The sequence below is a fragment of the Thioalkalivibrio versutus genome, from assembly GCF_001020955.1.
In the GTDB taxonomy this organism is placed as follows: Bacteria; Pseudomonadota; Gammaproteobacteria; order Ectothiorhodospirales; family Ectothiorhodospiraceae; genus Thioalkalivibrio; species Thioalkalivibrio versutus.
Genome location: NZ_CP011367.1, coordinates 2,725,666 through 2,744,375 on the forward strand (window position 1 = coordinate 2,725,666; position 18,710 = coordinate 2,744,375).

The window sequence follows — 18,710 nt, forward strand, 5'->3', positions numbered from 1 at the left end:
GCGCCCACGATGACCGGCGCCCCGCAGGCCGGGACCGACACCCGCGACCGCGCGATCGCCGCGCTGGCCGCCATTGCCATCGGGATCCAGATCCTCGAGGCCGCCATCCCCAGCCCGGTCCCGGGCATCAAGCCGGGCCTGGCCAACATCGTCACCCTGATCACCCTGCTGGTCCTCGGCTGGCGCGCGGCCGTCGCGGTCACCCTGATCCGGGTGGTCGGCAGCAGCCTGCTGCTGGGGACCCTGCTGAGCCCGGCATTCTGGCTGTCGCTGGCCGGCGCCCTGGCGAGCCTCGTCCTGCTGGCCGCCCTGCGCCCCTTCGCCCCCCGGCATGTCGGCCCGGTGGGCCTGGCCATCGCCGCCGCGATGGCTCACATCACCGGGCAGTTTCTGCTCGCCTGGGCAATCATCATCCCGCACCCCAACCTGCCGCTGGTGCTACCGCCACTGTTGCTCGCCGCCCTGATCACCGGCGGCCTGACCGGTATACTGACCGCCCACGTACTCGCCGACCCGCGAATCCAGCGCCATGTCCACAACCCCACGCCCAATGATTAGCGCCAGTCCGGCCTGCCCCACGGGCCCCGGGGCCGTGTGCGTCCGCTGTGGGCCGGAGGGGTCATGACGGCGAATACCGCTTCGAACGCCCTCGCCGGACGGCCAGCCGGCACGCCCCCACCGGAGGCGCCCCGCGTACAGGACCACCTGGGGACCATGATCTTCCTCGCGGTGGTCGCGCACGCGCTGATCATCCTGGGGATCGGCTTCGCGGTCGATCCGATCGAGGCACCCACCCGCGAGCCCCTGGACATCACCTGGGTCACCGACCCCGATGCCCCGCCACCAGAACTGGATGACGAGGTCGAGCACATCGCCACCCGCGACCAGGCCGCGAGCGGTGAAGGCGAGGAGGTCCGCGAGGCGCAGGCCCCGGATGCGGAGGATGCCGGCGTCGGCGAGCCCGCGCCGGAGGGCCTCGACGCACCCTTGCCGGAGGCCGGGCCGCTGATCATGGACCCGGCGCTCCCGGAGCCCGAGCCGGAACCGGAGCAGGTCACCGCCGACACTCCGGACGAGCGCGCCGCGCCCCCCGAGGTCGCCGACCCCGAGCCGCTGGAAGCCCCCGATGCCGAGGACCGACCCTCCGCCGCGACACTGATGAATCGCGGCCTGGAGAGCGCGCGGGCGGCACCGGCGGAAGAGCGCCAGACATTCTCCACCCGCGCCAGCCGCACCCGCTATCTGGACAGCCTGGCCGCGCGCAGCGCCCCCGAAGCCGCCTATCTGCAGGCCTGGATCAACAAGGTGGAACGCCTGGGCAACGTGAACTATCCGGACGAGGCGCGTCGCCGCGGTCTCTCCGGGACCCTGGTCCTGTCGGTCCGCCTGAACCCGGAGGGCGAACTGATCAACATCGAGGTCGCCCGCAGCTCGGGCGAGCCGGTCCTGGATCAGGCCGCCATCCGCATCGTGGAGCTGGCGGCCCCGTACGCGCCGTTCACCGAGGCGATGCGCGAGGAATACGACGAACTGGTGATTACCCGCACCTGGGCCTTCCGCCGCGACCAGATGGAACAGATCCGCTAGGGAGACACGAATTAACGGCGCCGCACACGGGATCGGGAAAACCGGCCCGGCCTTCCTTGCGACCTGCAGAGTCAGCATCGATACTGGTGGCATGAAGCCGACGCCCGCCCGTCACGAGCCCGACTGCCTGCGCGATCACTTCCTGATCGCCATGCCGAGCCTGAACGATGGCTATTTCAGCCATGCGGTCACCTATATCTGCGATCATGACGAACAAGGTGCGCTGGGCCTGGTCATCAATCAGCCCACCGAGTTCTCCCTGCGCGAGCTGCTGGAACATGTGGAGCTGGAACCCGGCGAGGATCTGCCGGAGATGCCGGTCTATCGCGGCGGCCCGGTGCAGCCGGAACACGGTTTCGTTCTGCACTCCGCCGAGCAGACCTGGCGCGGCAGCCAGCCCATCACCGACTCCATCGTGCTGACCACCTCGCGCGATATCCTCGAGGCGATCAACGCGGGCCAGGGGCCCCGCAGGGTCCTGATCGCGCTCGGCCACGCCGGCTGGGGCCCCGGCCAGCTGGAAAGCGAACTGGCCGAGAACGCCTGGCTCACCGCCCGCGCCGACGCCGATATCCTGTTTGATCGCCCCAGCGCCGAGCGCTGGCGCGCCGCCGCCGAACTCATCGGCATCGACGTCAACCTGATCAGCCCGGCCTCCGGCCACGCCTGACGGTGGGACTGCTGGCCTTCGACTACGGGCGGCGCCGCATCGGGGTCGCGGTGGGCGAGGAGATCATGGGCTCGGCCCGCGGCCTGCGCACGCTCACCAGCGATGCCCCCGATCTGTGGCCCGCGATTGACACCCTGGTCGCGGAATGGGGCCCGGAAGGGTTCGTGGTCGGATGGCCAACCCAGGCCGATGGCAAGCCCACACCACTGGCCCGACGTATCCGCGCCTTTGCGCGCACGCTCGAAGAGCGCTACGGGCAACCGGTATACTGGTGCGACGAGCACCTGACATCTCATCTGGCCCGCGAGCGACGCCGGCCGGGACGCCATGACCCGGGGCTGGACGCCCACGCCGCCGCGGTCATCCTCGAAGGCTGGTTTCTGGAGAATGCATCATGACGACACCGGACGTCCCGACCCTGCTCGACGACATGGCCGAGCAGGCCCGCCACTACCTGAAGACCCACGGGATCGCCGCACCCATCGTGGTCGGCATCCATTCCGGCGGGGTCTGGATCGCGGAGCACCTGCGCGAACGCCTGGGGGTGGAGCGCCCACTGGGCAAGCTGGACATCAGCTTCTACCGCGACGACTTCTCGCGCATCGGCATGCACCCGCAGGTGCGCCCGTCGGAACTGCCGGAAGATCTCGACGGGGAACACGTGCTGCTGGTGGATGACGTCCTGTACTCCGGCCGCACCATCCGTGCGGCGCTGAACGAGCTGTTCGACTATGGCCGCCCGGCCTCGGTGACCCTCGCGGTGCTGGTCGAGCGCGACGGGCGCGAGCTGCCGATCGCGGCGGCGATCGTTGGCGCCCACATGGAGCTCGGCAAGACCGAACAGATCAAGCTGCGCGGCCCCGAGCCACTGCGCCTGGAACGGGTGACGATCGATCCCGAGGACCTCAAGGCCTGACCCGCCGGATGCACAACGGATGACCGAGACCCAGATCGCCCACCCCGGCGCGCGGCTGCCCGAACCGGGCCCGCTGCCCAACCGCCTGCAGCTGACCGATGACGGCCAGCTGCGCCACATGCTGACCATCGAAGGGCTGAACCGGGAGCTCCTGACCGAGATCCTAGACACCGCCGAATCGTTCGCCAACATGAACGAGAAGGCGGTGAAGAAGGTCCCGCTGCTGCGCGGCAAGACCATCGTCAACCTGTTCTTCGAGGCCAGCACCCGCACCCGTACCACCTTCGAGCTGGCCGCCAAGCGCCTGTCCGCCGACGTGTTGAACGTGAACATCAACACCTCTTCGGCGGTGAAGGGCGAGAGCCTGCTGGACACCCTGCGCAACATCGAGGCGATGAATGTCGACATGTTCGTCGTGCGCCACGAGGAGAGCGGGGCCGCCCATTTCATCGCTCGCCACGTAGCCCCGGGGATCAGCGTGCTGAACGCTGGCGACGGCCGCCACGCGCACCCGACTCAGGCGCTCCTGGACATGTTCACCATCCGCCGGCACAAGGGCGACTTCACCAAGCTCAAGGTCGCGATCGTCGGCGACATCCTGCATTCGCGGGTCGCGCGCTCGCAGATCCACGCGCTGAACATCCTGCAGACCGGCGAGGTCCGCGTGGTCGCGCCCTGCTCGCTGCTGCCGGCGGATGTCGACCAGCTGGGCGTACACGTCTACAACGACCTCGACGCCGGCCTGAAAGACGTCGACGTGATCATCATGCTGCGCCTGCAGCGCGAGCGCATGGAACACGCCCACCTGCCCTCCGAACACGAGTACTACCAGCTGTTCGGCCTGACCTCGCGGCGGCTGCAACTGGCTCACCCAACCTGCCTGGTCATGCACCCCGGCCCCGCCAACCGCGGGGTGGAGATCGAATCCGCCGTGGCCGACGGACCGCACTCGGTGATCCTCGAACAGGTGACCTACGGGATCTCGGTACGCATGGCGGTGATGTCCATGGTCATGGGGGCCCACCAGGCATGAGCGTGCTGATCGAGAACGCCCGCATCCTCGATCCGGTGGACGGCTTCGACGCGGTCGGCGCGCTATGCGTGCAGGGCAGCGAGATCCTCGCCCGCGGCCAGATCCCGGACGGCTTCGAGCCCCGCCGGCGCATCGACGGCAGCGGGCTCTGGCTGATCCCCGGCCTGATCGACCTGGCCGCGCGCCTGCGCGAACCGGGCCAGGAACACAAGGCCACCGTCGCCAGCGAGACCCTGGCCGCGGCCCGCGGCGGCATTACCAGCGTGGTCGTCCCGCCAGATACCGAGCCGCCGATCGACTCGCCCGCCGAGATCGAGCTGATCAATCGCCGCGCCCGCCAGGCCTGCGGCGTACGCGTGTACGTACTCGGCGCGCTGACCCATCAGCTGGAGGGCCAGCAGCTGGCCGAGATGGCCGCCCTGATGCAAGCCGGCGCACGCGGAGTCAGCAACGCGAGCAAACCACTGGCCAGCCTGCTGGTTCTACGCCGGGCACTGGAATACGCCACCACCTTCGGGCTGACCATCGTGCTCTCGGCGCAAGACCCGGCCCTCACCGGCTCCGGTTGCATGCACGAGGGCGCAGTCTCCACCCGCCTGGGGCTGGCCGGCATCCCCGAGGCCGCCGAGACCGCGGCGCTGGGCGCCATCCTGGCGCTGGTGGAGCAGACCGGGGCGCGGGTCCACGTGGCCCGGCTGTCGACCCGCCGCGGCGCGGAGATGATCGCCAAGGCGCGTGCCGACGGTCTGCCGGTGAGCGCAGACGTGGCCGCCCACCAGCTGTTCCTGACCGAGGTCGACGTCGCCGAATACGACCCGAACTGCCACGTGATCCCGCCACTGCGCGGCCAGCGCGACCGCGACGGCCTGCGCGCGGCCGTCGCGCGCGGCGACATCAGCGCGATCTGCTCCGACCACCAGCCACATGAACCGGACAGCAAGCTGGGCCCATTCGCCAGTACCGAGCCCGGCATCTCGGCGCTGGAGACCCTGCTACCGCTGACGCTGCGCCTGGTCGAGGACGGGCTCCTGAGCCTGCACGAGGCACTGGCCCGGGTCACCACCGGGCCGGCGGATATCCTCGGCTTTGCCCAGGGACGCCTGACCGCGGGCGCGCGCGCCGACTTCGTGCTGTGGGACCCGGCCGCAATGCATGAGGTCCGCCGTAAAGACTGGCTGAGCGCAGGCCACAACACCCCCTTCTTCAACTGGAGCTTCGTCGGACAGGTCCGCGAGACCTGGGTCGCCGGGCGCCCGGTCTGGACCCGCCCCGTCGAGGACACCGCATGAGCCCGACCCACACTGCTGACCGGAAGCACCGGGGCACGATCTTCCAGGAGGAAGGCCGCATCCTGGATCACCATGACGCCGGGGCGGACCAGTGGATCCTCCGTGTCTTAGCGCCCGAGTGCGCCCGCGCGGCCCAGCCCGGGCAGTTTGCCCATCTGCAATGCGCCCCGCGCCTGCTGATGCGCCGCCCGCTGTCGATCCAGCGCGTGGACCGCGGGGCCGGCTGGGTGGAGTTCCTCTACAAGGTGGTCGGCGACGGCACGCGCGCCCTGTCGCAGCAGGCAAAGGGCGACACCCTCAGCGTGCTGGGCCCGATTGGCCAGCCATTTCGCCTGAATCCGGAACGTCCGAGGCGCCTGCTGCTGGGGGGCGGGGTCGGCATCCCGCCGATGATCTTCCTCGCCCACCGCCTGCATCTTCAGGGCGAGGCGGGGAAGACCCATGCGGTGCTGGGCTCCGAGGTGCCGTTTCCCTTTCATGCCCGCCCGTCGGAGATCCTCTGGCCGGGCCTGCCGGACGGGGCGATCGCGACCCTGCCGCTGCTGGAAGATTGGGGGGTCGCCTGCCGCCTGACCTCCAAGGCCGGGCTGCCGGGCGCCTATGACGGTTTCGTCACGGACCTGGGGCGCGCCTGGCTCGCCGGACTCGCACCGGAGGAACGCGCCCAAGTGGAAATCTTCGCCTGCGGCCCCCATCCGATGCTCGCCGCCTGTGCCGAACTGGCGGCGGAGTTCGACCTCCCCTGTCAGGTATCTCTGGAGGAGTTCATGGCCTGCGCGGTAGGCGGCTGTGCCGGCTGCACGGTACCGGTGCGCACTCCAAATGGGGTGGCGATGAAACGGGTCTGTGTGGACGGTCCGGTGTTCGCGGCCGAGGATGTCTTCCCCGAACCGTCGCGCGCCTGAGGGGAAGGCCCGGGCTGGAGGACCCTGGCCCGGCTTTGGCAGGGGCTTCGCCGGCAAGCCGGCTCCTACTTGTCCGGCATCTTCAGTTCTTCCTCGGTCTCGTCGGCGGAGGCGACCCCGCCCCCGAAGTTCAGGCGCCACTCGAGATCGGCGCGCGAATCCGCCTTGTTCAGGGCCTCGTCCAGCATGACGTCGCCGGTCTTGAACAGCTTGACGATCGCCTGATCGAAGGTCTGCATGCCCACGGAGCTCCCCTTGGCCATGATCTCCTTGATCTCGCTGATCTTCTCGTCGCGGATCAGCTCGGAGATGTAAGGCGTGTTGACCAGGATCTCCAGCGCCGCAACGCGGCGCCCGTCCTTGGTTTGCAGCAGACGCTGGGCCACGATCGCGCGCAGGTTCAACGACAGATCCGACAGGATCTGCGGACGGTTGTCCTCGGGGAACAGGTTGATCACCCGGTCCAGGGCCTGGGTGGCATTGGTCGCGTGCAGGGTGGTCAGGACCAGGTGGCCGGTATCGGCGTAGGTCAGGGCGGCGCGCATGGTCTCGCGCGAGCGGACCTCGCCGACCATGATCACGTCCGGGGCCTCGCGCATGCCCTCCTGCAGGGCGTGGTCGTAGCTAGGGGTATCGATCCCCACCTCGCGCTGACCAACGATGGAACGCTTGTGGGTGAACAGGAACTCGATCGGATCCTCGACCGTCAGGATGTGCCCACTCTGGTTCGTGTTGCGGTGATCGATCATCGATGCCAGCGTGGTCGACTTGCCGGTGCCGGTCGCCCCCACGATTAGAATCAGCCCGTCGTTGTAGGCAACGAACTGCTCGAGGACCGGCGGCAAGCCCAGCTGCTCGATGGTCGGTATCGCGACCCGGATGAAGCGAATCACCATCGCGACCTCGCCACGCTGGCGGTAGACATTCACGCGGAAGCGCCCCAGTCCCTCGCGCGACAGGCCGAAGTTCACCGCGGTCTCGCGCTCGAAGATCTCGGCCTGATGCTCGCTCATCATCTCGCGCGCAATGCTTTCAGCCTGCCCCGGCGTGAGCGCCTTGCGCGAGATCGGCTGCAGCGCGCCGTCTACCTTGATGCTGGCCGGCGCGCCGGTCAGAAAGAACAGGTCCGAGGCGGCCTTCTGGGCCATCAATTTCAGGTAGGGCTCGATCTGCAACTGGCTCATGATTTCTGGTCCCCTGACGATTAGCGCAGGTTGAAGTCCTCGGCGCGCTCGTCCACGGACAGGCCCTCGCCCTCATCCTTCACGGCCGGGGCTCCGTCGTCCTGGGCGCGCTGGCTGTCGAGCTTGATCTTGATGCGCAGCCGCAGGTCATTGACCGAGTCGGCGTTGCGCAGGGCCTCGTCGTAGCTGATCTTGCGACTCTCGTAGAGATCGAACAGGGCCTGATCGAAGGTCTGCATACCCTGCTCACGGGAACGGGCCATCAGCTCCTTCATTTCGTGGATCGAACCCTTCAGCATCAGGTCGGCCATCAGCGGGGTGTTGATCAGGATCTCCACCGCCGGCACGCGACCCTCGCCATCGTCGTGGCGCACCAGGCGCTGCGAGATCACCGCCTTGAGGTTCAGCGACAGGTCCATCAGCAACTGTTCGCGCCGATCTTCGGGGAAGAAGTTGATGATGCGGTCCAGCGCCTGGTTGGTGCTGTTGGCGTGCAAAGTGGACAGGCACAGGTGCCCGGTCTCGGCGAATGCGACCGCGTAGTCCATCGTCTCCCGGTCGCGAATCTCGCCGATCAGGATCACGTCCGGCGCCTGGCGCAGGGTGTTCTTCAACGCGATCTCGTAGCTTTCGGTGTCCACGCCCACCTCGCGCTGGGTGATGATGCTCATCGCGTGCTCGTGGACGAACTCGATGGGGTCCTCGATGGTGACAATATGGTCGGCCGTGGTGCGGTTGCGATAGCCGATCATCGCCGCCAGCGAGGTCGACTTGCCTGAACCCGTGCCGCCGACAAAGATCACCAGCCCGCGTCGCTCCTGGGTGACCTTCTCCAGCTGCGGTGGCATCTGGATGTCCTCGAACTTCGGGATTACCGAGTTGATGGTACGCAGCACCATGCCCGGGCTGCCGCGTTGGGTGAAGACGTTCACGCGGAAGCGCGAAACCCCGGAGAGCCCAATCGCGAAGTTGCACTCTTGGTGGCGCTCGAATTCAGCCGATTGCTTGTCATTCATCAGCGAACGGACCAGCGCCTGGGTATGCGAAGGCGTCAGGTTCTGTTCGGTCATTCGCACCACGCGACCGTCGATCTTCGCCGCTGGCGGCATGCCCACGGTGATGAACAGATCCGACCCGTCGCGGTCCACCAAGGCCCGCAACAGGTCGTGCATGTACTTGATCGCCTTGTCACGATCCATGGCGTTCTCCCTTGGTCCCCGGTCCGACGGTCAAGCGCATCGAAGGGGTGCTGGTCAGATGGAATCCGGGTTGCTGGCCTTGCGCCGTGCGTCCTCGCGGCTGATCACGCCCTGCGCGAGCATGTCCTTCAGGCACTGGTCCAGCGTCTGCATGCCCGAGCCGGAACTGGTCTGAATGGTCGAGTACATCTGCGCGATCTTGTTCTCGCGGATCAGATTGCGGATCGCCGGCGTGCCGAGCATGATCTCGTGCGCCGCGACGCGCCCGCCGCCAATCTTCTTCATCAGGGTCTGCGCGATGACCGCACGCAGCGACTCCGACAGCATCGCGCGGACCATATCCTTCTCCGCGGCCGGGAACACGTCGACGATGCGGTCGATGGTCTTGGCTGCGGAGCTGGTGTGCAGGGTGCCGAACACCAGGTGGCCGGTCTCGGCCGCGGTCAGGGCCAGGCGGATGGTTTCAAGGTCGCGCAGCTCACCGACCAGAATGGTGTCCGGGTCCTCGCGCAGGGCCGAACGCAGGGCCTCGCTGAAGCCATGGGTGTCGCGGTGCACCTCGCGCTGGTTGATCAGGGACTTCTTCGATTCGTGCACGAACTCGATCGGGTCCTCGATGGTGAGGATATGCCCGTAGTCACTTTCATTGCGGTGGTTGACCATGCCCGCCAGCGTGGTGGACTTGCCTGAACCGGTCGGGCCGGTCACCAGGACGATGCCGCGCGGGTAGTCCGAAATCTCCTCGAAGATGCGCGGGGCGCCGAGTTCTTCCAGCGTCAGGACCTTGGAGGGGATGGTCCGGAAGACCGCTGCCGCGCCCCGGTCCTGGTTGAAGGCGTTGACACGAAAGCGCGCGAGCCCCGAGATCTCGAACGAAAAGTCGGTCTCCAGGAACTCCTCGTAGTCCTTGCGCTGGCGGTCGTTCATGATGTCGTAGATCAGGCCCTGGACCTCCTTGTGGTCCATGACTGGCACGTTCACCCGACGCATGTCGCCGTCGATACGCACCATCGGCGGCATGCCCGCGGAGATGTGCAGGTCCGAGGCCCCGTTCTTGACCGAAAAGGCCAGCAACTGCGTGATATCCATGCATCCCCCTGTTGTCGGGCGTGGTGCCGACCCGCGCCAGCACCCCGGTGGCAGCCGCGACCACCACCCCCTGTCGCTTTTGTAAGGGCCGCGTGAAAATCCGCGGTGACCTTATGTTCTTCCGGACTATATCATAGGGAAATGACCGCACCAGACCACGCCCTGAGCACCGTTCGAGCCCGCATCCAGGCTGCCTGTCGCGAGGCCGGACGCGACCCGGACTCGGTCCGGCTACTAGCCGTCAGCAAGACCCGCGGCGCGGACGAGATCCGCGCCCTGCACGCTCTTGGACAAGCGGCCTTCGGCGAGAATTACGCCTCCGAGCTGGTGGAAAAACATGACAGCCTGGAGGCGCCGCCCACACCACTCGGCCTCGAGTGGCACTTCATTGGCGCCCTGCAAGGCAACAAGACCCGCGCGGTGGCCGAACGCGCCGCCTGGGTGCATACAATCGACCGCGAGCGTATCGCCCGGCGCCTGTCGGATCAGCGCCCCGAGGGCATGCCGCCGTTGCAGGTGTGCCTGCAGGTCAATATCAGCGAGGAACCACAAAAGGCCGGTGTGGCACCCGGGGAGGCGGCCGCCCTGGCCGCCGCGGTGCAGGACCTGCCCGGCCTCGCGCTGCGCGGGCTGATGGCCCTCCCGGCCGCCGTCGACGACCTCCCGCTGCAGCGAGAACCCTCCGCGCGCCTGCGCGCCCTGCGCGATACCCTGAACGCAGAGGGCCATTCGCTGGATACGCTGTCCATGGGGATGTCAGGCGATCTCGAGGCCGCCATCCTCGAGGGGGCAACCATCGTGCGCATCGGCACCGCCCTGTTCGGCCCGCGCCAATCCCAATCCAAGGAGTCCGCATGACAGAACACCGCTTCGAGGTCGGCTTCATCGGAGCCGGCAACATGGGCGAGGCCCTGCTCCAGGGACTGGTCCAGTCCGGTCACGCCGCCGAACGCATCGCCATCGCCGACAAGAGCGCCGAGCGCATCCGGGACCTGCAGGCCCGCTACCCGGGTCTTGGCAGCGGCAGCGCCGCCGAACTGGCCGCCAGTAGCGCCGCCCTGGTCCTTGCGGTGAAGCCCCAGACCCTGCCGGAGCTGGCCCCGACCCTGCGCGATGCGGTGAACCAGGGCCAGCCGCTGGTGATCTCCGTGGCCGCCGGGATCACCACCACCCAGCTGGCCGGGTGGCTGGGCGACGCCACGCGCCTGGTCCGCGCCATGCCGAACACCCCGGCCCTGGTGGGTGCCGGGGTTACCGGACTGTACGCCGCCTCGACTGCGGGCCCCGAGGATCGCGCCATCGCTACCCGGCTGCTGGAGGCGGTGGGCCGCGCGATCTGGGTGGAGGACGAGGAACAGATGCACGCCGTGACTGCCACCTCCGGTAGCGGACCGGCCTACGTCTTCCTGATGATCGAGGCCATGCAGGAGGCCGCGCAGTCGCTGGGCCTGCCGGCGGATACGGCACTGGAACTGACCCTGGGCACCCTGGCCGGCGCCACCCGCCTGGCCGCGGAGACCGACGAGACCGCCGCCGAGCTGCGCCATCGCGTCACCTCCCCGGGCGGCACCACCGAACGCGCCCTGCAGGTCCTGGAAGACAGCGACCTGCGCGACCTGATGCGCCGTGCCATGACCGCAGCCGCCGACCGCTCACGCGAACTCGGCCGCTGAAACCCCAATTGACCACGAAGCGCACGAAAAAAGCCAGGTCAAGGGCGGTTTACAGGAAGGTTTGAAGATTGGAAGAAAGCAGGCGGGCTCAGGACCGGGGTCCCCGGAGAGTTCCGGTAGACAACCCATCCAGAGGGGATTCACTCGGCATTCGTCACGCACTCACCTGGAATCTCCCCTCGGCAAGATTCCAGCGCAGGGCCGTGCCAACTGCGACTGGACAACCATCGCAGCTAGGCCCCACAAACCGCCACACATCAAGAACCCTTCCTCTCTTCCATTCTTCCTGTTGACCGCCCTTGACCTTCTGCGCGGGCTTCGTAGTGGGCAATCAGCGCAGTTCGGACAGCAGCTGGCGGATCATGTGCTCCGCCTGGGCGCCGTAGCCGCCGCCGAACAGGTGGTCGTGATTGAGGATGTGGTAAAGGTTGTAGAGCGTACGGCGCACGCTGTAGCCGGGGTCGATGGGCAGGATTTCTTCGTAGGCGGCGACGAAGTCCTGCCCCGGGTGGCCGAACAGCTCCATCATCGCCAGGTCGGCCTCGCGGTCGCCGTAGTACACCGCCGGATCGAAGATCGTCACGCGCCCGTCATCCAGGAACCCCCAGTTGCCGCTCCACAGGTCACCGTGCAGCAGCGAGGGCGCCGGCTGATAGTCGACAAAGAAGCCGCCCAACGAGGCCTCGAGTTCCTCCAGCGCCCCCAGCAGCGATCCCGCCGCCCCACGCTCCCGTGCAAGCCGGCGTTGAAAGCCCAAGCGTTCGTCACGGTAGAACGACACCCAGTCGTCGTGCTCGGTATTCGGCTGCGGTGTGCTACCGATGAAGTTGTCGTGATCCAGCCCGAAGCGCGGGCGGGTCTTCTGGTGCATGTCGGCAATCCCGTGTCCCAGGGCCACGCCATCGCGGCGCCCCCCCAGCGCCAGGTTCTCCATCACCAGAAATTGGGTGCCGCCGGACGAGCCGGCGCCGACGACATCGGGGATCTTAAGCCGCTCGCAGCGCTTCAGCTCCTCCAGGCCGCGCGCCTCGGCCGCGAACATCGCAGCGCTGTGGCCACCACTCAGCTTGACGAAGAACTCCCGCCCGTCGCTTCCGGTGAAACGCTGCGCCTGATTGATGGAGCCCCCGGAACAGGCCTGGCTTCCTGTTGGCTCGAAGGGCGTTCCGGTATGGTCGGCAATACACTGGGCCACCGCCGCCGTCACGGCATCGGGGCCCGTTGAATCAAATTGGTTCATCCTTGGCATCCGGGTTCCATGTCAGTGTGCAGGTTACCGGCTGTCGCAGGATTCGTCAGGAGACACCCCATGGCCTTTCGCAAGCTCGAACCTCTGTGCGACAAGATCGGCGCCGAGCGCATCCGCGCGGTGATCGACGACTTCTACCGCCGCCTGTCGGCCGACCCCGAGATCGGCCATCACTTCGAGCGCATCCAGGACTTCCCGGATCACGTGAAGCGCATCACCGATTTCTGGTACATGAACCTGGGCGGGCGCCTGGAACAGCCGCCAACCATCGACATGGTCGGCAAACACGCCCCCATGAACCTGACCGAGGCCGACCTGGCCGTCTGGATGCGCCACTTCAAGGCCACCACCGAGGACCACCTCGAGGCACCCCTGGCGGCCGAATGGCAGCAACTGGCCGACGGCATTGCCAGCCGCATGCGCGAAGACATCATCCGCGGCTAACCCGCCTTTGTTGTCAACACGACGAAGCCCCGAGGGAGGGCAAATTCAAGGTCAAGAGCGGTCTACAGGAAGGCTGGAAGAACGGAAGTGAAAAGACGGGTCCGCAGGGTGCCGCAGCCGACCCATACGAATTTCTACCCGTCCTTCCCTTCTTCCTCTGTGAGTCGCTTTTGACCTTGTACAGGTCTTCGGGGGTGTGTGGACTAGCAGGCGTTTTCGGTGTAGCCCGGGGCGTCGCAGAAGGCGCGGCTGAGGGTAATGCCTTCGGCGCCTGGAAGCGTGGCCAGATGGCGCTCGCGGCTCGCGGCAAGGCGGTCCTGCGGCGTTACCGGGTACAGCAGGGTGGACAGCGAAGGCGGCTCCTGTCCCAGACGTACCGCGTACAGGATGCGGTAGGCAAACACGCGGCGGATATAGTCGCGGGTCTCGGAGAACGGGATCAGCTCGGCCCAGATATCCGGATCCATCGCCCGGTCCTCCGGCAGCCAGGAACTCACCCGGTGGGCGCCGGCGTTATAGGCCGCGGAGGACAGCATGCTGTGGCCTCCAAAACGATCGAGATTGCGCCGCAGGTAGTAGGTCCCGAGCCGGGCATTGGTCGCCGGGTCGAGGATGTCCCAGTCGGAGTTCACACGCACGCCCGCCGCCGAGGCGATGGACCGGCCCGTCGCGGGCATGACCTGCATGATCCCCAGCGCCCCGGCACCGGAACGGACGTCGTGGAGGAAGGCACTCTCCTGGCGCGCGATCGCCATGGCCCAGGCCGGGTCGATACCCTGTTCACGGGCGCCGGCCACGATCAGGTCATCAAAGGCGAGCGGGAAGCGCAGCTCGATGTCGTCCCAGTTGCGGGCGCGCGCCGCGGTGAAGATCGCGCGGTCGTGCCAGCCCCAGTCGGCGAAGGTGCGCGCCGCCGCCTCCAGCTCTGCAGTATCCATGTCGGCCACGGCGTGCGTCCATTCGCGGCGGGCCTCGGCGTTACGGTCCAGGCGGACCAGTTCGCGCATGCGCTGCATGCCGGCGTGCGTGCGCATGGCGGCACGCTGCCCGTCTTCCAGCACCAGGGGCTGATGCCCGATGCGATAGGGCTGTCCCAGGCGGTCGGCCGCCAGGAAGCCGTAGAAGTTGCGTTCGCGGGCCGCGCGCTCGTAGAAGCCGCGTGCGGCCTCCAGCGACTCGATCTGCTCCAGGGCGCGGGCATACCAGTACTGCCACGCCGCCTCGTCGCGCACGTCGCGATCCATGGCGCGGATCGCGTCCATCACCACCTCCCAGTCGCGCTCGTACAACGCCGCGCGCACCTGCCACTGGCGCAACTGGGTGTCGAACACCTCGGGCTCCAGGGCCGCCATGAAGTCCAGCGCCTCGGGGCGATAGCGCAGCGCCAGGCGCAGAGCCAGGGCGTGCTGCACGCGCCCGGCCGATTCGGAAGACAGTCCGAGATCACGCCCGCCCTTCTCCCAGCCCTCCAGGGCGGCATCCAGGTCCTGGCGGATCCAGCGGGTGAAGGCCCGCTCCATCAGCGCCTCGGCCGAGCGGTGAGCACCGGCGTCGAAGTCGGCCTCCACAACCCGTGCGGGCTGGCTGGCCAGATCCAGCCAGCGCTCCGCCCACGGGCGGTCATCGCGGTCAAGGTAACGACGCAAGTAACGAGCCAGACCCGTCTGTCCCGCCTCGACGGCCAGCACGAATCGATCCCAGGCGAGTTCACCGGTCAGCCCACCGGCATCGCGCCAGGCCTTCAGGGCCGGATCGCAGGCCGAAGGGCGCGACTGCCCGTGCAGCCAGATGGATTCCACGTCCTCCAGGGCCGCATCGCGTTCTCCCGTCTCCAACAGCGCCTGGCGGCGATTGCAGTCCTGCTCGACGGACAGCGAACGGTCCGAATCGAGGAATTCGAGATACGCCCCCCACTGCTCTTCGCGCGCGAGATGCGTCAGATAGCTCCCGTGCAGCCGGGCTGCCAGCGGGGTGTCGTCATGCTCGCGTACAAAGCGGCGCACGGCCTCCGGGTCGGCGCGATTGAGATTGCGCGCCAGATCGCGGTAATCCAGGTAAGGGGTCAGCGGGTAGCCGGTCAGGGTGCTGCGCGCGGCGCGGTAGGCCGTCATGTCGCCGCGGTTCAGGGCGCGCTCGGCGAGCAGGTACAGGCTGCGCTCGAAGACGTAAAGGTCTTCTTCGGCAGCGGCCGCGGGCAGCGCCGCGGCCAGGACCAGCAACAGGCCGGCCAGCCCGGCGATTACGTTCCTGGAATGGCGCATGTCCTGCCCTCGTATCAATGGTTTCCTATCATCGGCCTGCACCGGGGCGCTTGCAATGAGGATCCTCCGGTTTCGCGCGACGCGGGCGGCAGTTCCGGCATTCCGGGGTTTCAAGAGCCCCTTAACCCGTCTCCAGGGTGCGAAACTCGCCCCGCGCGAGGCCATCGAGGGTCCAGGAGGCGACCCGGTAGCGCACCAGGCGCAGGGTCGGGTGACCCACCGCCGCGGTCATTCGGCGAACCTGGCGGTTACGCCCCTCGCGCAGGGTGAGCGCCAGCCAGCGGGTCGGGATATGGCGCCGAAAACGCACGGGTGGGTCGCGCTCCGGGATGTCCGGCGGATCCATGCGCTCGACCTGCGCCGGGCGGGTCAGGCCATCCTTCAACTCGACACCCTCGCGCAGGGCATGCAACGCGGCATCGTCGGGTTCGCCCTCGACTTGAACCCAGTAGGTCTTGCTGGTCTTGTGCTTTGGCTGGGTCAGACGCGCGTTCAGACGCCCATCGTCGGTCAGGACCAGCAGGCCCTCGCTGTCACGGTCCAGACGACCGGCCGGATAGACCCCGGGGATCGCGATGTAGTCGGCCAGTGTCGGACGACCCTCGGGGTCGGTGAACTGGGGCAGCACGCCCCAGGGCTTGTGGAACAATACGACCCGGGCCATAACCAGTGCCTCAGTCGCAGCGCAGGGTGACGCGTTCGGCAAAGTGCTGGCCGAGGTCGTAATCCACGCTGGCGCCATAGTCCAGCGCCAGCGCGCGCGCCACCAGCGCCGGATCCGGGCGCGGCCGTTCGAGCCGGGCCTGACAGGTCGCATCCACCAGTCCGGACGCATCAAGAATCTCCGTGCCATGCGGGTCCTGATGCAGGATCTCGATGAAATACGTCGGGTCGTAGACCCGGTAGGCCAGCGGCTCGTCGGTCGGATCGACCCGTTGCTCCAGCTCCAGCCGGAAGCGGAAGTGCAGCAGCCCCGCGTCCATGGCCATCCGGGGATCGGCGGCGGCCGCGATCCCGAGCGCCTCTCCAGCCACCTCCAGGTGGCTGTACCAGCGGTACTCGTCCAGATTGTCGAGGATCTCGGTGGCAAGCCCCTGCAGGCGCGCCTCCGGCGTATCGCCGGACTGATGCTCCTGGGCATCGTCGTACAGGTACTGCCCGTAGGTCGGGTCGAAGCGCCAGTGATGGAGCATATGGGTGATCTGCCCCTCGCCGTCGCGCTCGAAGCTGATCCGCAGGTCGATCCAGGCATGCGGGTGCGCCTGAACGCCGGCCGGCAGAAGCACGAGCGCGGCCAGCACCACGCCGCCCAGGATGTGCAGGCGGCGCATCATGCCGTCTGCCTCGTATCCGTCAGGCGCCAGGCGCCGGCGGCGGCCAGGAGCGGGGCGTGGTAGGCGGGAGCAACACCCAGGTCGTGCAGCCAGGCGGACGCGTCCGGACCGGGGCCCGTCGGATGCAATTCTCCGGGCGCTGGCAGGTCCGGGATACGGTCGGCGAGGCCGGTCAGCCGGCGCGAGCGGCGCAGCCGGTCGGCCTGCCCGGCGATGGCCGCGGCTACGGCGGGCGCGCGGCGGATGTTGCAACGGGTGACGGCCGGCGGGTCGGCCAGGACCGTGTCGAGGTCGCGCAACCGGCGCAGGATACGCGCGGCCGTCTTCGGTCCGACCCCGTCGATTCCGGGAATGTTGTCGCTGGCATCCCCGGCCAGGGCGAGCATGTCCGCAACCTGCTCCGGGCGAATGCGAAAGCGCTTTTCGATGGCGCGACGATCCATGTCGACCCCGCGTTCCGGGTCGTGCAGGCGGTCCTGCTCGCCCAGGATCACCTGGGTCAGATCCTTGTCGGCACTCTTCACGTCGATGCGATAGCCGGCCGCGCGCCCGGCGCGGGCCAGGCTCGCGATCAGGTCGTCGGCCTCGTACTCCGCGTCGGCCAGAGTCGCAAACCCCAGCCGGCCCAGCAGTTCGCGGATGCGCGCGAACTGCTCGCGCAGCTCCGGCGGGGCCGGCGGGCGATGGGCCTTGTAGGCAGGGTCAATGCGGTGACGAAAACCCCGGCGCAGGCCGGTGTCGAAACAAAAGGCCACCGGACCCGGCGCGCAGGCCGGCAACCACTGGCAGAGCGAGTGCACCAGGCCATGCAGCGCACCGCCCGGCCGGCCCTGCGGATCCGGGTCCAGGCCGCGCGCGAACCAGGCGCGAAAGACGAAGATGCTGCTGTCGACCAGGGTCAGGGTCGGCAACCGCGCATCCGGCACTGAGCCGGCGTCAGGCGAGGCGTTCAAGGTCCTTCCGTACCCCGGCGATGGACTGGTCGAAGGCGGCGCGCTCCTCGGCATTCAGTTCCAGCTCGATGGCACGCTCCATCCCGCCCTGACCGAGGATGCAGGGCACACCCATGGCCACGTCGCGTTCGCCGTATTCGCCGTCCAGCAGGGCCACGGTCGGCAGCACCCGCCGCCGATCCAGCGCGATCGCCTCGACCATCTCGGCGATGGCCGCCGCCGGGGCGCCGTAGGCGCTGGAGGTCTGCTTCAGGGCCAGGATCTCGGCACCGCCGTGCCGGGTGCGCTCAACGATGTTGTCCAGCGTGGCCTGATCCATGAAGTGATCCAGCGGCACACCGTTGATGGACGAATAGCGCAGCATCGGGACCATGGCATCGCCGTGGCCGCCCAGTACCAGCGCCTGGATGTCGTGGGTGGACAGACCGGTCTCCAGCGCGATGAAGGCCGCCATGCGCGAGGTATCCAGCACCCCGGCCTGGCCGAAGATACGGTCGCGGCTCCAGCCGGTCTTCTGCCAGGCGCGGTAGGTCAGTACATCCACCGGGTTGGAGACCACCAGGATCCGGCTCTGCGGGGCATGAACCAGGATGTCCTGCAGGATCACGTCGAGGATTTCGACGTTCTTGTCCAGCACGTCGGAGCGCGACATGCCTGGCTTGCGCGGCAACCCGGCAGTGATGATCACCAGCTCCGCTCCAGCGATCACCGACGCCTCGTGGCTACCGGTCAGCCGGGTATCGAAACGCAGCAGTGGCGCGGTCTCCTGGATATCCAGGGCGGCACCGGCCGCCGCGCCCTCGCGCACGTCCAGCAGCGCGATCTCGCGGGCGATGTCGCGGCGGGCCAGAAACTGGGCGGTGGATTCGCCGACGCGTCCGGCGCCGACAATGGCGATCTTCTGCATGCGCTGCTCCTCCTACA

At 67.9% G+C, this 18,710-nt stretch carries 20 protein-coding genes; 11 read left to right on the forward strand and 9 right to left on the reverse strand.

Annotation, left to right across the window (positions count from 1 at the left end):
• The first annotated feature begins 9 nt into the window (after positions 1-9).
• The 8 genes from TVD_RS12655 to TVD_RS12690 all read left to right on the forward strand — a co-directional run bounded on the left by TVD_RS12655 (position 10) and on the right by TVD_RS12690 (position 6,400).
• On the forward strand, positions 10-558 hold the full coding sequence (locus TVD_RS12655) for a Gx transporter family protein (RefSeq protein WP_018937389.1): 549 nt from the start codon (positions 10-12) through the stop codon (positions 556-558).
• A 156-nt stretch (positions 559-714) separates the two neighbouring features.
• Positions 715-1,587 (forward strand): cell envelope integrity TolA family protein, encoded by an 873-nt coding sequence (locus tag TVD_RS12660; protein WP_240472316.1) that lies wholly within the window; start codon positions 715-717, stop codon positions 1,585-1,587.
• Between the two features lie 91 nt (positions 1,588-1,678).
• Positions 1,679-2,257 (forward strand): YqgE/AlgH family protein, encoded by a 579-nt coding sequence (locus TVD_RS12665; RefSeq protein ID WP_047251744.1) that lies wholly within the window; start codon positions 1,679-1,681, stop codon positions 2,255-2,257.
• Positions 2,258-2,259: 2 nt separating this feature from the next.
• The gene (gene ruvX, locus TVD_RS12670; protein WP_018168934.1) at positions 2,260-2,655 is read left to right on the forward strand and encodes a Holliday junction resolvase RuvX; all 396 of its coding nucleotides are present in this window, start codon (positions 2,260-2,262) and stop codon (positions 2,653-2,655) included.
• The gene (pyrR, locus tag TVD_RS12675; protein ID WP_018145120.1) at positions 2,652-3,173 is read left to right on the forward strand and encodes a bifunctional pyr operon transcriptional regulator/uracil phosphoribosyltransferase PyrR; all 522 of its coding nucleotides are present in this window, start codon (positions 2,652-2,654) and stop codon (positions 3,171-3,173) included. The genes ruvX and pyrR overlap by 4 nt, the downstream gene beginning before the upstream one ends.
• 19 nt (positions 3,174-3,192) lie before the next feature.
• Entirely contained in the window at positions 3,193-4,206 is a 1,014-nt protein-coding gene (locus TVD_RS12680; RefSeq protein WP_018145119.1) for an aspartate carbamoyltransferase catalytic subunit, read from the forward strand.
• Complete coding sequence (locus TVD_RS12685) at positions 4,203-5,495, forward strand: dihydroorotase (RefSeq protein WP_047251745.1); 1,293 nt, start codon at positions 4,203-4,205, stop codon at positions 5,493-5,495. The genes TVD_RS12680 and TVD_RS12685 overlap by 4 nt, the downstream gene beginning before the upstream one ends.
• Entirely contained in the window at positions 5,492-6,400 is a 909-nt protein-coding gene (locus TVD_RS12690; RefSeq protein ID WP_047251746.1) for a dihydroorotate dehydrogenase electron transfer subunit, read from the forward strand. Before TVD_RS12685 ends, TVD_RS12690 begins: the two co-directional genes overlap by 4 nt.
• A gap of 65 nt (positions 6,401-6,465) precedes the next feature.
• Here TVD_RS12690 and TVD_RS12695 read toward each other — a convergent pair whose 3' ends face one another.
• The 3 genes from TVD_RS12695 to TVD_RS12705 are packed head-to-tail and all read right to left on the reverse strand — an operon-like array spanning position 6,466 to position 9,872.
• Positions 6,466-7,584, reverse strand: a complete 1,119-nt coding sequence (locus TVD_RS12695) for a PilT/PilU family type 4a pilus ATPase (RefSeq protein ID WP_047251747.1) — start codon at positions 7,582-7,584, stop codon at positions 6,466-6,468.
• 20 nt (positions 7,585-7,604) lie between these two features.
• Positions 7,605-8,783 (reverse strand): PilT/PilU family type 4a pilus ATPase, encoded by a 1,179-nt coding sequence (locus TVD_RS12700; protein WP_047251748.1) that lies wholly within the window; start codon positions 8,781-8,783, stop codon positions 7,605-7,607.
• A 54-nt stretch (positions 8,784-8,837) separates the two neighbouring features.
• Positions 8,838-9,872: a type IV pilus twitching motility protein PilT gene (locus TVD_RS12705; protein WP_047251749.1), complete on the reverse strand. Its 1,035-nt coding sequence runs from the start codon at positions 9,870-9,872 to the stop codon at positions 8,838-8,840.
• Positions 9,873-10,013: 141 nt separating this feature from the next.
• Between TVD_RS12705 and TVD_RS12710 the strand changes: the two genes are divergently transcribed.
• The gene (locus TVD_RS12710; RefSeq protein WP_047251750.1) at positions 10,014-10,730 is read left to right on the forward strand and encodes a YggS family pyridoxal phosphate-dependent enzyme; all 717 of its coding nucleotides are present in this window, start codon (positions 10,014-10,016) and stop codon (positions 10,728-10,730) included.
• Positions 10,727-11,545: a pyrroline-5-carboxylate reductase gene (gene proC, locus TVD_RS12715; protein ID WP_047251751.1), complete on the forward strand. Its 819-nt coding sequence runs from the start codon at positions 10,727-10,729 to the stop codon at positions 11,543-11,545. The genes TVD_RS12710 and proC overlap by 4 nt, the downstream gene beginning before the upstream one ends.
• Before the next feature lie 331 nt (positions 11,546-11,876).
• Here proC and TVD_RS12720 read toward each other — a convergent pair whose 3' ends face one another.
• Positions 11,877-12,785 (reverse strand): fructosamine kinase family protein, encoded by a 909-nt coding sequence (locus tag TVD_RS12720; RefSeq protein ID WP_047251752.1) that lies wholly within the window; start codon positions 12,783-12,785, stop codon positions 11,877-11,879.
• A gap of 69 nt (positions 12,786-12,854) precedes the next feature.
• On the opposite strand from TVD_RS12720, the gene TVD_RS12725 reads away from it, so the two are divergent.
• Positions 12,855-13,238, forward strand: coding sequence for a group III truncated hemoglobin (locus TVD_RS12725; RefSeq protein ID WP_047251753.1), 384 nt, complete (start codon positions 12,855-12,857; stop codon positions 13,236-13,238).
• Between the two features lie 203 nt (positions 13,239-13,441).
• Here TVD_RS12725 and TVD_RS12730 read toward each other — a convergent pair whose 3' ends face one another.
• The 5 genes from TVD_RS12730 to mdh form a co-directional block, all read right to left on the reverse strand.
• Entirely contained in the window at positions 13,442-15,499 is a 2,058-nt protein-coding gene (locus TVD_RS12730) for a transglycosylase SLT domain-containing protein (protein WP_047251754.1), read from the reverse strand.
• 121 nt (positions 15,500-15,620) lie between these two features.
• Positions 15,621-16,163 (reverse strand): pseudouridine synthase, encoded by a 543-nt coding sequence (locus TVD_RS12735; protein ID WP_047251755.1) that lies wholly within the window; start codon positions 16,161-16,163, stop codon positions 15,621-15,623.
• 10 nt (positions 16,164-16,173) lie between these two features.
• Positions 16,174-16,833, reverse strand: a complete 660-nt coding sequence (locus TVD_RS12740; protein WP_047251756.1) for a DUF1007 family protein — start codon at positions 16,831-16,833, stop codon at positions 16,174-16,176.
• Complete coding sequence (locus tag TVD_RS12745; RefSeq protein WP_205622079.1) at positions 16,830-17,786, reverse strand: 5'-3' exonuclease; 957 nt, start codon at positions 17,784-17,786, stop codon at positions 16,830-16,832. Before TVD_RS12745 ends, TVD_RS12740 begins: the two co-directional genes overlap by 4 nt.
• Positions 17,770-18,693: a malate dehydrogenase gene (gene mdh, locus TVD_RS12750; protein WP_018950985.1), complete on the reverse strand. Its 924-nt coding sequence runs from the start codon at positions 18,691-18,693 to the stop codon at positions 17,770-17,772. Before mdh ends, TVD_RS12745 begins: the two co-directional genes overlap by 17 nt.
• Positions 18,694-18,710 lie beyond the last annotated feature (17 nt).

Bases quoted from the DNA above. Each gene is read 5' to 3' on its own strand.
- TVD_RS12655 (WP_018937389.1), top strand. From the start codon at position 10: ATGACCGGCGCCCCGCAGGCCGGGACCGACACCCGCGACCGCGCGATC.
- TVD_RS12660 (WP_240472316.1), top strand. From the start codon at position 715: ATGATCTTCCTCGCGGTGGTCGCGCACGCGCTGATCATCCTGGGGATC.
- TVD_RS12665 (WP_047251744.1), top strand. From the start codon at position 1,679: ATGAAGCCGACGCCCGCCCGTCACGAGCCCGACTGCCTGCGCGATCAC.
- pyrR (WP_018145120.1), top strand. From the start codon at position 2,652: ATGACGACACCGGACGTCCCGACCCTGCTCGACGACATGGCCGAGCAG.
- TVD_RS12680 (WP_018145119.1), top strand. From the start codon at position 3,193: ATGACCGAGACCCAGATCGCCCACCCCGGCGCGCGGCTGCCCGAACCG.
- TVD_RS12685 (WP_047251745.1), top strand. From the start codon at position 4,203: ATGAGCGTGCTGATCGAGAACGCCCGCATCCTCGATCCGGTGGACGGC.
- TVD_RS12690 (WP_047251746.1), top strand. From the start codon at position 5,492: ATGAGCCCGACCCACACTGCTGACCGGAAGCACCGGGGCACGATCTTC.
- TVD_RS12695 (WP_047251747.1), bottom strand. From the start codon at position 7,584: ATGAGCCAGTTGCAGATCGAGCCCTACCTGAAATTGATGGCCCAGAAG.
- TVD_RS12700 (WP_047251748.1), bottom strand. From the start codon at position 8,783: ATGGATCGTGACAAGGCGATCAAGTACATGCACGACCTGTTGCGGGCC.
- TVD_RS12705 (WP_047251749.1), bottom strand. From the start codon at position 9,872: ATGGATATCACGCAGTTGCTGGCCTTTTCGGTCAAGAACGGGGCCTCG.
- TVD_RS12710 (WP_047251750.1), top strand. From the start codon at position 10,014: ATGACCGCACCAGACCACGCCCTGAGCACCGTTCGAGCCCGCATCCAG.
- proC (WP_047251751.1), top strand. From the start codon at position 10,727: ATGACAGAACACCGCTTCGAGGTCGGCTTCATCGGAGCCGGCAACATG.
- TVD_RS12720 (WP_047251752.1), bottom strand. From the start codon at position 12,785: ATGAACCAATTTGATTCAACGGGCCCCGATGCCGTGACGGCGGCGGTG.
- TVD_RS12725 (WP_047251753.1), top strand. From the start codon at position 12,855: ATGGCCTTTCGCAAGCTCGAACCTCTGTGCGACAAGATCGGCGCCGAG.
- TVD_RS12730 (WP_047251754.1), bottom strand. From the start codon at position 15,499: ATGCGCCATTCCAGGAACGTAATCGCCGGGCTGGCCGGCCTGTTGCTG.
- TVD_RS12735 (WP_047251755.1), bottom strand. From the start codon at position 16,163: ATGGCCCGGGTCGTATTGTTCCACAAGCCCTGGGGCGTGCTGCCCCAG.
- TVD_RS12740 (WP_047251756.1), bottom strand. From the start codon at position 16,833: ATGATGCGCCGCCTGCACATCCTGGGCGGCGTGGTGCTGGCCGCGCTC.
- mdh (WP_018950985.1), bottom strand. From the start codon at position 18,693: ATGCAGAAGATCGCCATTGTCGGCGCCGGACGCGTCGGCGAATCCACC.